This window comes from Fluviicola sp. (genome assembly GCF_039596355.1).
Lineage (GTDB): Bacteria > Bacteroidota > Bacteroidia > Flavobacteriales_D > Crocinitomicaceae > Fluviicola.
Genome location: NZ_JBCNJW010000001.1, coordinates 725317 through 738727, shown reverse-complemented (window position 1 = coordinate 738727; position 13411 = coordinate 725317). Strand labels below are relative to the sequence as shown.

Here is a 13411-nt window from a genome sequence, read left to right as displayed (position 1 = left end):
ACAATTGTATCCATATATGATGGGAAATCATTGGATTTTCTGAACTATTGAACTTTTTGAACCGTTTAAAAAAGAACCAAAAATGAGTGCTCCTTTAGCTGAACGTATGCGTCCGAATGATTTATCCGAATACATTGGTCAACGTCATTTATTGGAGGAAAACGGGGCTTTAAAAAGAGCCATTCAATCAAAAATCCTTCCGTCGATTATTTTCTGGGGACCTCCGGGAGTGGGAAAAACCACGCTGGCGAACCTGCTGGCAAAACAGTTGAATCGTCCGTTTTATACTTTGTCGGCTATTTCTTCTGGTGTAAAAGATGTGCGTGAGATCATTCAAAAAGCCGAAAATCAGGGTATGTTTCAGCAAAATGGCGCGGTTTTGTTCATCGACGAAATTCACCGGTTTTCCAAATCACAGCAGGATTCCCTGCTTGGAGCGGTTGAAAAAGGAACCATCACACTCATCGGTGCCACAACGGAAAATCCCTCTTTCGAAGTCATTTCGGCTTTGCTTTCACGCTGCCAGGTTTACACACTGGAAAGCCACACTTTGGAAGATTTACTGGAATTGATCAACCGGGCACTCAAACAAGACGTGATTCTCTCGAAGCGCAACATTGAACTGCGCGAATACAAATCACTGATTGCCGTTGCGGGCGGTGATGCCCGGAAAATGCTGAATTTACTGGAAATGGTGGTCAACACCTTTCCTCCTAACGAAACGGCTGTCATTACCGACGAACTGGTGAATCAGCTAGCGCAGCAACGCGTGCGTTACGACAAAGACGGAGAACAGCATTACGACATTATTTCGGCTTTTATCAAGTCTATTCGCGGAAGCGATCCCGACGGCGCGGTCTACTGGCTGGCACGCATGATCGAAGGCGGAGAAGATCCAAAGTTTATTGCCCGCAGGTTGTTGATTTCAGCATCTGAAGACATCGGACTGGCAAATCCTACAGCATTGATCATGGCGAATAATACGTTCCAGGCTATCCAGGTTATCGGCTGGCCCGAGGCGCGGATCATCCTGTCGCAATGTGCCATTTACCTGGCTACTTCTCCAAAAGGAAATGCGGCTTACCTGGCAATTGACGAAGCCATTGCAGAAGTACGCCAGGATCCGAACGCCCCGGTTCCGCTTCATCTCAGAAATGCTCCGACCAAGTTGATGAAAGACCTCGGTTACGGGGCGGAATACCAATATGCGCATCAATTCCCGGGAAATTTTGTGTTCCAGCAATACCTCCCGGATGCGTTGAAAGACCGTACTTTCTTCCATTCAGGAAGCAGTGCCCGCGAGCAGGAAATTCAGAAACAACTCCAAACACTTTGGCCAAATAAGTTTAAAAAATGAGTCGGGTAGCTTATTATTTATTCGTTTTGCCGCTTTCGAGGCTGCCACTGTGGTTCACTTACCGTTTTTCGGACTTGTTTTTCCTGCTTCTGATTACGGTTTTTCCTTACCGCAAAAAAGTCATTGAGGGAAATATTTCACGTTCATTTCCACACTTAACGAAATCCGAGCAACGCAGTATCAAACGTTCGTTTTACAGGCATTTTGCCGATATGCTCCTCGAAGGGGTCAAGAACCTGGGAATTTCCGAAAAAGAACTTCGTAAACGCTTTGTAATCCGAAATCCAGAATTGATGAAAGCACTCTACGACCAACAAAAAAGCGTCCTGCTGGTTTCTGCCCACTACATGAACTGGGAATGGATGATTACCGGACAAGACCTGTTTTTTCCGCACCAGGCCGTTGGGATCGGGATGCCCTTAACCAGTGGTTATTGGGACAAGAAGATCAATACCCTGCGTTCCCGTTTCGGAATGCACGTGATTCATGCTAAAATCGTCAAGGAAACTTTCAATTCCTATGTAGATAAAGGTATTCCGACTGCTACACTCGTTTTGAGTGATCAGAGTCCGGCGGATTCGATGAAAAGCTACTGGACAACCTTCCTGCACCAGCAGACCGGCGTATTGTTCGGTGCAGAACAACTTGCGAATACCTATGACCAGGCAGTTGTTTTCTACCTGCCCAAAAAAGTGAAACGCGGATATTACGAAGTGGAATTACAGCTTTTGACGAACGAACCGCGCACTCTTCCCTGGGGAGAAATTACCGAAACGCATACACGCCTGCTTGAACAACGCATTTTTTCCGAACCAGGTCCCTGGCTGTGGTCGCACAAACGCTGGAAAAGAACCGTTCCGGACGATATTCCCAAACTAAAAGAAGAACAACGTGAGAAATTTAATCGTCTTTTCAGGAATCATCCTGATGTGTAAGTTCGGCTTCGGACAGCAGATTCTGACTACCGACACGCTTCACTTTGCGGCTGATTCTTCTTATTCGCGGATCGTGGCGCGTTATTCCAAAAACGAATTATTGTTCGGAACATCCAAAACGGGTGTTATTCTTTTCAATGAAAAAACCGGACTGTCCCGCGTACTCATTCAACCTGCAGGTTGTGGTGAATTCCGGGATTTGGTTGTCAGCGGGAAATCCGTTTACGCCTGTACCAGTGGTGATTGCGGGATTATTTACGAGGCAAACGGAAAAAAAGTCCGGGAGTTATACCGTGACAATAGTTTTATGGACGACCTGGTTTTGAAGGATCGTTCACTAATTATCCTGAGTGATCCCGTCGATAATGCATTCACCCTGAAGGTCCTCGACGTGCGGAAGGGATTTGTACATTCACACGGTCCGTTCAAAACTGTAGCAGGTGAAGCATATTATGCTGCCAGCGGAACAACAGCACAATTGATGGACGGTGTTTACTACGTTGTTTCCGGCGGACCAAACAATGCTACTTTTTATAAGCGAAGTACTTTTGAATATGTTGCAGGAATCACATCCGAGCTACCTATGCCACACGCTGAAGGCGCCGGACCGTTCTCCATTTTTATGATCGATAAGCAAAACGGAGTCATTGCAGGTGGAAATTATACCAAGCCTCATGCATCCGATTCTACTGCCGTTTATACAACCAACGGAGGAAAAACGTGGAATCTGTCGGAGAAACAACCGCATGGTTACCGCTCTTGTGTTACCGGAAACTCCACGATTTTATTCTGCTGCGGAACTAACGGAATTGATTATTCGACCGACAACGGAAAAACCTGGAATTTCTTCACGAAAGGAAACTTTTGCGCATTACTGTTGGAAGGAAATACCTTGTATGCAACCACGAACAAAGGATACGCTTTAAAGTATCAATTGAAAATGGAGAATTGAAAAGTGACTTCGACTCCGCTACTCCCATGCTGTAGCTATTACGCAAGCATTCAGCCTACTTTTCAGTTTTACCTTCTCAATTAAGAAATTATTTGATTGTTGAAATTGCAGCCAATAGTTTTTCTTTGCTCTGTTTTCCAACCAGTTTTTTCACCAGTTTTCCTTCTCCATTAACGAATAAGAGCGTTGGGTAGCCGGCAACGGTATATGCTTTTGAAATCATCGGGCCGTCTTTACTTTCTTCCGCATCGATTTTCAGGTTGATAAAGCGTCGGTTGAACTCCTCTCCTACCTGTGAATCGGAAAAAGTGGTTTTATCCATTTCCTTACACGGTCCACACCAGCTGGTATGTACATCAATAAAAATGAGTTTCCCGGTTGCTTTAGCCTGTTTCACCGCTTTCTCGAATGACAATTTGGAAAATTTGATTCCGGAAGCTCCGGCAGTTGTTTCCGGCGTTAAGGAGCGGAAAGAGAAAATAAGTACCGAAAGACCTAAAAAGAATAGGATTGGAAATTTCATGTTTCGTTATTTGAAGTGTATGACTGTTCTTGTTTTAAAATTACGAATTACAACTGAGATAATGATGAATGAAAGAGGAAGTCGTTGTTCGATAGAATTACAGACATTCAATCGTGACTTTTCAAAGATTCAGAGTGATTACGACCTGAATTTCAAATGTAATATTGCAAATTCGCCAATTCGCCATATTACGAACCAATACCCGGGTATATCTCTGCAATCCTCCGGAAACAATCGTTTATTTTCGACCGAAACGCAATCCCGAATCATATTTTCCCGCTTCCCTTTTCAATTTTCAATTATAAATCCCCTATTTTGTATTCGAAAATTAAACAAACAACAAGTACTGTTCCAAACTCATGGCTTTCAACGTTCGTTATCTGCATTGTTCTTCCGAAACCCAGTCTGAAATTTCATCGGTCATTGATCAATGGCAGAGCCTTCAGGCGAAATATGAAGTAAAAACGAGTGGATCGACAGGACCCCCCAAACCGATCACTTTACTCCGTGAACAACTGGAAGCTTCTGCCAAAAGAAGCAACGCATTTTTCGGATTGGATGAGCGCGCACGTGTTTTCATGTGTTTGTCTCCGCACACCATTGGGGGAAAAATGATGCTGATCCGTGCCATGGTCGGGAATTATGAGATCGATATCACGGAAGCAAGCGGGAATCCCGAGGAGTATATTCCGGACGGTGTGCATTATTCCTTTGTGTCGCTGGTTCCCTACCAGATCAAGCGTATGCTGGATGAAAGTCCGGAAAAACTGGAGCAGTTTGACCAGGTATTGCTTGGCGGGATGGGACTTTCCCATGAATTAGAACAAAAGCTGTCTCTAATTAAACCGGCAGTATACATTGGATTCGGAATGACGGAAACCGTTTCCCACATTGCGATGAGAAAAATGGGAAATCCGGTATATGAAGCATTGGACGGTGTTGAACTCCAATCTGAAGCAGACTGCCTGGTGGTTTCCGATTCCAAACTGGGCATCTCTCACATGGCAACCAACGACCAGATTCAGTTTCACGGCCCCAATCGTTTTGAATGGCTGGGAAGAGCAGATTTTGCGATTAACAGCGGTGGAATCAAGATTCATCCGGAAACTTTGGAACAAGTAATCGACCCTTACTTGCCTGTTCCGTTTATCATCGGTGGAGTGTCTGATCCCTCTTTTGGGGAAATGTGCGTACTCATTGTTGAAGAGGCGATTCCGAAAACAGATTTTTCTAGCATACAAACCATCGTGCAGGAGCACTTCGGGAAATATGCCATTCCTAAAAAACAGGTCGTGTATCCGATCCTGAAGACTGCCAGTGGGAAAATCCGAAGAAAAGAAATCCTAAACGCACTCAAATGACGAGAAACGAATGCTTCCGTCTGCTGGGGTTACCACATACTGCGAGTGAAAGCGAAATCCGGAAGCAGTATAAGAAAATGGCGCTCCGGCTGCACCCGGACGTGAACCCTGATCCCAAGGCGCATGAGGCTTTTATTCTGCTTAGTAAAGCGGTGGATATTCTCCTGGATCCGAATTACACAGAGGAAAAAGTTGATAAACGCCCTTCCAGGAGAGCAGGAAACGAAACAGAAGAAGAACGACTGGAACGCATGCGCGTGGCCAAAATGCGCTTCGAACAACAACAGATGCGTCAGGCAACCGACAATGCCCGGTATTTTCTGTCTCTGACCACTGGGAAACGCTGGAAAATTTACCAATGCATCATGTGGGTTTCGCTGGTACTTTCATTGGCTATGACGATCGAATTGTTTCTTCCGCGGCATTACGAACGGGATATCCTGATCGGCTCTACCAAATCATTGAACAACGGGATTATCCGCAGCAATATTACGCGAATTAAACTCCGGGAAAGAGGTTCATATTACATTCAAAACAATGCTTTTGCGTGGGAAAGTACCTATCCGGAAGTGCTCATTGAAAGTTCCTGGATGCTTCATACACCGATTAAGATGATTTCAACAGATGATTTCTCCCGATACCGGAGCGTATTCGATTTTCATGTCTGGAGCATTCGTTATTTACTGATCGCTTTGTTGCTGGTTCCGCTTTTCCCCTATTTGTGGCGCAGAAAAACACTGACATTTGTCTTTGTTTATCATTTATCGTTTTGGGGAGTCGGGATTATCTCGGCTTATATTCTACTGACGCAGGGAAGATTACTGCATGTACTCAGTCTTGGATTTCTTTAGATTGATTCTCCCCCGGATTGTGCTCATTTCGCGCATCTAGCGGAACAAACTATACGTCGAATGAATTAACGTTTCATCGCACGATCCATCGCGCGTTTGTCGTCTTTTTCTTTCAGATCCTGACGTTTGTCGTGAAGTTTTTTACCGACAGCAGTTGCCATTTCCAGTTTCAACCAACCTTTTTCAGACAAGAATAATTTGAGTGGAACAATGGTATTTCCCTTCGTTTTTACCCACTTTTCCAACTTTTTGATTTCCTTCTTATTCAGAAGTAATTTTCTGTCAGAGCGCGCAGTGTGGTTGTAAAATGATCCGTTTTCGTAGGGAGAAACGTGCATATTCCGGATAAAAACCTGGCCGTTGTCTACAATACAATATGCCTCCAGGATACTGGCTTTTCCATTCCGGATACTTTTAATTTCAGTACCGGAAAGCACCATTCCTGCAGTGAAAAACTCGTCCAGCTGGTATTCGAACCGGGCGCGTTTGTTCTTGATATTTATTTCGTTCTTAGACATATTCAACCTGGGCCTCGTTTCGACCCCATTCCTTTAAACCAAGGTAAAAATAGTAAATCGTAATCAACATCAGAATATGGCTCAAATCATCTTTGTTCAGCCACTGATGTACATTGAATTTAAAAATAAAAATAAATGCTGACGGTAGTAGAATCAATACCGCAGTAATCATGTACTTGAGAAACTTCGCACGCACATCGCGCTTCATCAACATGTATGCATATACTCCGGTGTAACCGATGTACGTTAAAATCGCATCGACCGCCACGAAAATAAATTTCTGAGTCAGGATGGAAGCGACGCAAAAACCGATGCTTTTGATCCAAATCAGGTGATATGCATAGTTTTTGGGAGTCGAAATTCCTCTGAAGTTCAACATTCCCATTCCCGCGAAACCGTTTGCAATACATCCGAAAATCCAGCTTGGATATTTCCCGAAAAAGCCGGTATACTGAAAGAACAAATGTCCCAATCCACCAAATACAGTCGAGATTCCGAACGTCAGGTAAAACGCTCTCCAATAGAAGTTTGCGGTGTTCTTATATGTCCCAAGCCTACTGAACGCAAAAAAACAGAATCCGGCAATGATCCAATTAAAAAGCAGTGCCATCGGCTCCTGCAAATGCAATCCTAAAAAATCAAATTGTATTACTTCCACGGGGCAAAAGTACTGTTTCGAGCCAGAAAACACAAATAAATGCAAATGTGCTCCCGCGAATCACGCTGATCATTCCTAAAAAACGTTGCGTTCGTTGCTTCTTTGCCTTCATTAAAGATATAAAACACGATGTTTCGATTCCTTTATAAAAAGATCAGCAGAATCGGCAAAATCAGCGGGAGATTATCCGTACTTTTGAGCCGATGAATATTCCATCCAAATATGTTGAAGAAGCTGTAGAGCAATTCAGTTCCCTTCCTGGAATCGGGAAGCGTACTGCCCTGCGCCTGGTGCTTAATTTACTGAAGCGCAATCCGGACGAACTGGAACGCTTCGGGGATGTTCTCCAGCAATTGAAAACGCACGTTCAAAGTTGCTCTTCCTGCGGGAATATTTCAGATACGCCGATATGCTCCATCTGCTCCAATGAGAAACGGAACCATCGGCTGGTTTGTGTAGTGGAAGATATCCGCGACGTGATGGCGATCGAAAGCACCGGAACCTATACCGGTATTTATCACGTATTGGGCGGCATTATTTCCCCGATGGACGGAATCGGTCCCAACGACCTGTTTATTCAGCCATTGGTGGATAAATGTACCGCATCGACAGTTGATGAAGTGATTCTTGCACTCAGCCCCACGATGGAAGGCGACACGACCAACTTTTTCCTATACAAGAAACTGCATGCTTCGCAGGTTCAAATCACTACGCTTTCCCGCGGAATTGCAGTAGGTTCTGAGATCCAGTATGCCGATGAAATTACCCTTTCACGGTCTATTCAGCAACGCATTCCTTTTCAATCCTAAAGCCAAAATTTGTTTTTACTTTCCATTGCCGGGATTAAAATAATGGTATATTTGGTTGAACTTCAAAGTAAAGACTATGTTAAAAGAATTTAGATCGTTCATTATGCGGGGGAATGTGGTAGACCTTGCTGTTGCCGTGATCATTGGTGCTGCTTTCAGTGCGATTGTTTCTTCTTTGGTTGCCGATATCATCACTCCGCTGATTCTGAACCCGGTAATGAAAAAATTACAGATTACCGATTTACAGAATTTATCCTGGAATGGTGTGCTGTATGGTAAATTTATTGCCGCAGTAATCAATTTCCTGGTGGTTGCTTTCTGTATTTTCATGATCGTAAAAGGAATGAACAAAGCCATGTCGCTGCGTAAAAAGAAGGAAGAAGAAGTTCCTGCTGCTGCGCCGGAACCGTCTAATGAAGAGAAACTTTTGACAGAAATCCGCGACTTGTTGAAGAACAAATAAGCATCCGAAAAACGGGTACGTTTAATCACTCTTGAAAACCATTCAATAAATTGGTTCAAAGGAATTATCGTTCAAAGTTTTGAGAATTTGAAAATTTATATATCTTCGTTCGAAACAATTGTCCTTTAAGGACGGAAAAGAGAATATTCAAATACAAATGACAAGTATTTTTGTGGCAAAACTCGATTTCAGCGCAACAGAAGAACAGCTGAAGTCCCTTTTTGAAGAACATGGTCGTGTCAACCGTGTCACCATTGCAAAAGATCGCGAAACAGGAAAACCAAGGGGTTTTGCTTTTGTGGAAATGTTCGATGAATCAGAGGCTGAAGCCGCTATCAAGGCGTTGGACAATTATGCTGTTAACGGCAGAAACATTGCTGTTAAAAAGGCTGATGACCGTGCTTCCGGCGGAAAACCTTCCGGTGACAACCATGGTGGCCGCCAGAATGACAGACCTTTCAACAGGAACAACGACCGTCCAAGAGAAGATCGGAATACAACAACTGATTACAAATCCGATTACAAAAAACTCGACGACAACAGAGCTCCGAAGCCAGCGTTCAACAGTCCGGATGATATTGCACCTGCAAAAGTAGAGCGCAAAAAGGAGAAAGATAACCGTGGAAGTAAGGATGCTCCGAAGAAAACGAAAATGGATGCGTACAAAAAAAGCGGGAAAGGAAATCGTTTCTTTGAAGAAGATGATGAGGACGATGACGATCTGTTGAATTACAATAGAAATCGTTCCTCAGGCTGGGACGATGACGACGACGAAGATGATGACTATTAATAGTAATCCCTCCGGCTAAGCCGGAGGGATTTTTTGTTTTATGCAATCTGTGTTCCGCTCTTAAAGCTCCCTCCTGCTCTACTCGTTTCTATTTTGAGGCTTTGGTTAAGAAACCCTAAGATGACTGCCTGAAATCAATATTTTTTAGTAGATTTGTATATTCAAATTGGGGTCGACGTTGGATTTGACAGCGGTAGCGATTTCGGTGGGAAGCATGTCGAGCGGTGAACTGAAGCTCGTAAATATCTTGGTTCGAACAATAATTGACAATACGTCATACGCACTTGCTGCTTAATTTACCAGGTAAATTCGGCTTAATCCAGTGGAAGATATAGTACACGGACAAGTTTCTCCTCTGCACGATTGTGATTTTCGGTCAGCAGGCTCAGGGGAATCATTTTAGAAAATCTGGCACCAAACACGCCTCGCGGGCGGTGTGAGATCTTAGAGGCTAAGTTGAAGTATTGGGTGTTTTTGTCCGGACTTCTTCCTACAATCAATCAAAAACTAAACATGTAGAAGACATTGGGATTCATCGTTTGGACGAGGGTTCGAACCCCTCCGACTCCACCAAGAGGGACAAACTAGGATAATACTTAGTTTGTCCTTTTTTGTTTCCCCTAAACCACTTGGTATAGCTGAGAATTGTAGCAACTAGTTTAAGAGTTCAGTGGTTCCAATCCTATATTTTGAATGTCATTTTTCGAAAAAAAAGGTATTTTTATCATGCTTAGACTATTCATGCTATTCAAAATACCGTTACTTAATTAAAGAATCCATAAAAAATTATATGATGGATATAATAGAGATTGCTTTAGAGCATTATACAGATTTTCGTAGATTCGAGCAGCTTTCTATAGAAATATTGAAATTAAATGGTTTCGAAAATATCATACCCGTGGGTGGTATTGATGATGATGGAATTGATGCCATATTAGTTAAATATTATCACGATGAGACAAAAACAACGGTATTTCAAATTACTTTACAAGATAATATAAATGCTAAGGTTTACGATACTATTAGGAAACTAGAAGCAAACGCTATTTCTTTCAACGAATTAATAATAGTCTCCTCAAACCAAATAAATAATATTCAGGCGATTAAGGCAAAAGTTCGAACGAAATTTTCAAATAGAGTTAAGTTAGAAATCATAGAAAGATCAACGTTTGTTACGACATTGTCAACACGTAATGATATTTTTACTAGGTATTTTGGAGATATTCAAAAGCAATTAACTGGACAGTTGTTTGAGCGTAAAACAATTTTTACAGATGCATCTAACGAAACATTGACGAACTCGCTGTTAAAATGTTCTCTATTATTCACATTTAATAAGGATGGTGGTTCTACAAGGAAAGCATTATTTGATAGGACTGTACTTGCAATATTTGTTGATTTGAAATCGGGTATTGCAGAAGATGTTGTAAATGTTTTTAGTGACAAGTTTTTTAAGGTAATTCCCATTGATAAAGTAAGCTCGGCTATTGATAGACTTAAAAAATCAGGGCTCTTAACTAAAAAAAGTGATGGAAAATTCGAGCCCTCTAAAAATTCAATTGAAAAAATTGAGTCTAACGTATCAAAAATCAATCAAGGCACCAAAGCATTAATCAATGATATAGTTCTTAATGTTGTAAGTATTTATCCAGATAAAATAGATAATGCGAGTACTTACAATATTGAGCAAAATGTAAAAAATGGATTAAGCCTTTTTTTTAGATTGCATGGATTAGAATATTCTGATGAATCAATGAATCCTCTTTTTAAAAATTTAGATGATTCGATTTCTACAAACGCTGATATAACTGCTATAATTAGAAAAGGGCTATCAAAACCTTTAGGAGATGCTTTGTTATATTCATTGGGTGAGATTATTAAGAACCCATCAGATGCTCAAGCGGAGACATTAGCTGAATGGTCAAAAGCATTTATTGGAGCGCAAATAATGAGTCTTGACCCATCATTAAAAGAGTTTCAGTTAACAAATCTTACAAAGAAAACTTTCATTCTAGATACTGATTTTTTATTATACTGTATCGTTGGAGAAACTAAAATCAGTCCAATTTACAGATCATTACTAAGTGAATTAATTAAGTCCCGATGTCAAGTTGAAATCACTGAAGACGTAGTTTATGAGGTAATTAAGCATGCAGAATTTGCTGAGCGTAATTACAATTATTTTAAAAATACATTTGATGTCATTGACGATCTGGTTATAGACGAAAAAATTTCAAACATATTTGTAAAAGGGTACTATTCTGCAAGAAAGTTAAATTCAACATTGACATTTAAAACCTATTTATCTAATTACTATGATCCTGATAATGGCTATGAATTTTTATGTGAATTCATAAAAACCTATTTGAGCAAATCAATTATTTTTAAAACAATTGAGGAAATTGAAACAACTCAAATTCCTGATGAATTATTGACAAAATTGTCTTCGGAAGTTTATAAAGCAACAATTAAAACTGCGAAAGCACAATATAGAACGGAAGATGAGAATAAGTCAATAGCAGCAACTGATGCAAAACAGTATTTGACTGCTTATTTTCTCAATAAAAAGATTAGCAATTCACAAGAAGTTAAAATCCTACCTGGAGATTTTTATTTAGTCACCTCGTCTATACGTACTTTGAGATGTGCTTATATGATTGGGCTTAAGCAGAATGTAACTGTTAACCCTTCTGCGTTACTTAACATTTTTGAGCAAATTGGATTGTTTACTATGAGTGCTAAAGAGACTGTGAACTTGTTTGATAACCCCTTTTTAATTGATGTAGTTAACGAAAATTGGTTACACATTAAGCATTTAGTTAACGCTGGTGTTGATTTAAAGGATAAAAATATAGTAAGATTAAAAAAGGATTTAAAAGATGCAATTCATGAACATTTGTCATCCGACAATTCATCTGATGATCTAGATGAAATTTCAGACGAAACTGATGATATAAACACCAAATTAGAATTTGATGAATATCTCAAATTTGCTAAAATCGTGAAAGAAAAAGGATATAGCTTTACTCCTGAAATTGAATCATTAATGCTTAAATTTAAGGAACTTGAAGAAAAGAGTTCTACCCAAGAGAATATTATAGCTGATTTACAAAAACAAGCTGGTGTACACATTAAAAAAACACAATATTATTTGAATAGAGTAAACAGAAAACGCAAGTAAATCTGAATCATTTTTGGTTCCATTTCCGTTCGCCCTTCTCCACAAAAAGAAAAAAGCATTCAGCGGTAGTTGGATGCTTTTTTGCTTTTTGTCCCTCAATACTCGCGCTCACACTCACTCTGTCTTTCCGGGCTTTTTCCTTTTTGCAGAGCGAAAATGAGAACGAGAATGAGCGTGAAATCCCATCCCAACCATTCAGGAAGAACCCTGGAACATGGGAACCACAAATCTTTAGTGAGACCCGACCAAGGCATTTCAATCAACTAACAATAAAGACATCAACTCGTAATTCACACAAAAAACTGAGCGAAAAACACCCGGCTACCATGGAGGAAACTCCCATAGATTCCTCAAACAATCGCTTGTATGTTTGCTTCAATAAATCATTAAAAATTGATATTATGAATAATGAAGCAACAGAACTACCAATTATCGGTGGTGTTCCTATAGGAACAATTATAGCATTCGCAGGTGAATACAACAAGATTCCGGCAGGCTGGTATGAATGCGACGGAAGAGAATTGAGTAAAGACGCCTTTCCGGATTTGTTTCAAGCCATCGGGACAGTTTGGGGAGGTTCAGGGATTCCGAGTTTTTATTTACCCGATTTACGCGGAATGTTTTTGAGAGGCGTTTCGGGAGACAGTGACAACGATCCGGATAAAACCACTCGAAGTTCTCCCAGAAGTGAACCTTCGGGGAACCCCGGAAACAATGGAAACCTGGTGGGATCGATCCAGTACGATGCTTTCCAGGGACACCGGCATGGTATATCGTGGAGCCATGGTTCGCCGAGTTACGGTGGCCCCAACAATACCGATAGTGGGGATGAACGTAACGGACACTATTTTACAGAGCTGACCATCACCAACCCGATTAATGACGGAACCAATGGAGAACCGAGAACAGCTAAAGAAACCAGGAGTAAAAACGCATACATCTATTATATCATAAAAGTTACCCGCTGATTTCCGAATGCTCTGCCAAACCAACCTATTCATCCGGAAAAAGCA

At 41.2% G+C, this 13411-nt stretch carries 13 protein-coding genes and 1 other RNA gene; 11 read left to right on the top strand and 3 right to left on the bottom strand.

All coding sequences use genetic code 11. The features are described 5' to 3' along the window. The first annotated feature begins 82 nt into the window (after positions 1-82). From ABDV94_RS02970 to ABDV94_RS02960, 3 genes are read left to right on the top strand one after another with little or no spacing between them, the layout of a single operon-like run. Positions 83-1357, top strand: coding sequence for a replication-associated recombination protein A (locus ABDV94_RS02970; RefSeq protein WP_343604632.1), 1275 nt, complete (start codon positions 83-85; stop codon positions 1355-1357). Continuing rightward, positions 1354-2292 (top strand): lysophospholipid acyltransferase family protein, encoded by a 939-nt coding sequence (locus ABDV94_RS02965; RefSeq protein ID WP_343604630.1) that lies wholly within the window; start codon positions 1354-1356, stop codon positions 2290-2292. Before ABDV94_RS02970 ends, ABDV94_RS02965 begins: the two co-directional genes overlap by 4 nt. Further along, positions 2249-3244: a sialidase family protein gene (locus ABDV94_RS02960; RefSeq protein WP_343604628.1), complete on the top strand. Its 996-nt coding sequence runs from the start codon at positions 2249-2251 to the stop codon at positions 3242-3244. Before ABDV94_RS02965 ends, ABDV94_RS02960 begins: the two co-directional genes overlap by 44 nt. Positions 3245-3332: 88 nt before the next feature. On the opposite strand, the gene ABDV94_RS02955 is transcribed toward ABDV94_RS02960, so the two are convergent. Next, positions 3333-3767 carry a thioredoxin family protein gene (locus tag ABDV94_RS02955; protein WP_343604626.1) on the bottom strand — a complete coding sequence of 145 codons (435 nt, stop codon included), beginning with the start codon at positions 3765-3767 and terminating at the stop codon, positions 3333-3335. A 359-nt stretch (positions 3768-4126) separates the two neighbouring features. Between ABDV94_RS02955 and ABDV94_RS02950 the strand changes: the two genes are divergently transcribed. After that, positions 4127-5128: an AMP-binding protein gene (locus tag ABDV94_RS02950; RefSeq protein ID WP_343604625.1), complete on the top strand. Its 1002-nt coding sequence runs from the start codon at positions 4127-4129 to the stop codon at positions 5126-5128. Continuing rightward, positions 5125-5979, top strand: coding sequence for a J domain-containing protein (locus ABDV94_RS02945; protein ID WP_343604623.1), 855 nt, complete (start codon positions 5125-5127; stop codon positions 5977-5979). Before ABDV94_RS02950 ends, ABDV94_RS02945 begins: the two co-directional genes overlap by 4 nt. Positions 5980-6044: 65 nt before the next feature. Here ABDV94_RS02945 and smpB read toward each other — a convergent pair whose 3' ends face one another. Both smpB and ABDV94_RS02935 read right to left on the bottom strand, forming a co-directional pair. Continuing rightward, the gene (smpB, locus tag ABDV94_RS02940) at positions 6045-6497 is read right to left on the bottom strand and encodes an SsrA-binding protein SmpB (RefSeq protein ID WP_343604621.1); all 453 of its coding nucleotides are present in this window, start codon (positions 6495-6497) and stop codon (positions 6045-6047) included. Then, positions 6490-7155: a hypothetical protein gene (locus ABDV94_RS02935; RefSeq protein ID WP_343604619.1), complete on the bottom strand. Its 666-nt coding sequence runs from the start codon at positions 7153-7155 to the stop codon at positions 6490-6492. Before ABDV94_RS02935 ends, smpB begins: the two co-directional genes overlap by 8 nt. 203 nt (positions 7156-7358) lie before the next feature. Here ABDV94_RS02935 and recR point away from each other — a divergent pair, with 203 nt between their 5' ends. The 6 genes from recR to ABDV94_RS02905 all read left to right on the top strand — a co-directional run bounded on the left by recR (position 7359) and on the right by ABDV94_RS02905 (position 13366). Further along, entirely contained in the window at positions 7359-7964 is a 606-nt protein-coding gene (recR, locus tag ABDV94_RS02930) for a recombination mediator RecR (protein ID WP_343604618.1), read from the top strand. Between the two features lie 76 nt (positions 7965-8040). Continuing rightward, complete coding sequence (gene mscL, locus ABDV94_RS02925) at positions 8041-8427, top strand: large conductance mechanosensitive channel protein MscL (RefSeq protein WP_343604617.1); 387 nt, start codon at positions 8041-8043, stop codon at positions 8425-8427. A 157-nt stretch (positions 8428-8584) separates the two neighbouring features. Next, positions 8585-9217, top strand: coding sequence for an RNA-binding protein (locus ABDV94_RS02920; RefSeq protein WP_343604616.1), 633 nt, complete (start codon positions 8585-8587; stop codon positions 9215-9217). Positions 9218-9385: 168 nt separating this feature from the next. Further along, positions 9386-9790, top strand: a transfer-messenger RNA (tmRNA) gene (gene ssrA, locus ABDV94_RS02915). A 220-nt stretch (positions 9791-10010) separates the two neighbouring features. Continuing rightward, entirely contained in the window at positions 10011-12398 is a 2388-nt protein-coding gene (locus tag ABDV94_RS02910; RefSeq protein WP_343604614.1) for a hypothetical protein, read from the top strand. Positions 12399-12799: 401 nt separating this feature from the next. Continuing rightward, positions 12800-13366 carry a phage tail protein gene (locus tag ABDV94_RS02905; RefSeq protein ID WP_343604612.1) on the top strand — a complete coding sequence of 189 codons (567 nt, stop codon included), beginning with the start codon at positions 12800-12802 and terminating at the stop codon, positions 13364-13366. Positions 13367-13411 lie beyond the last annotated feature (45 nt).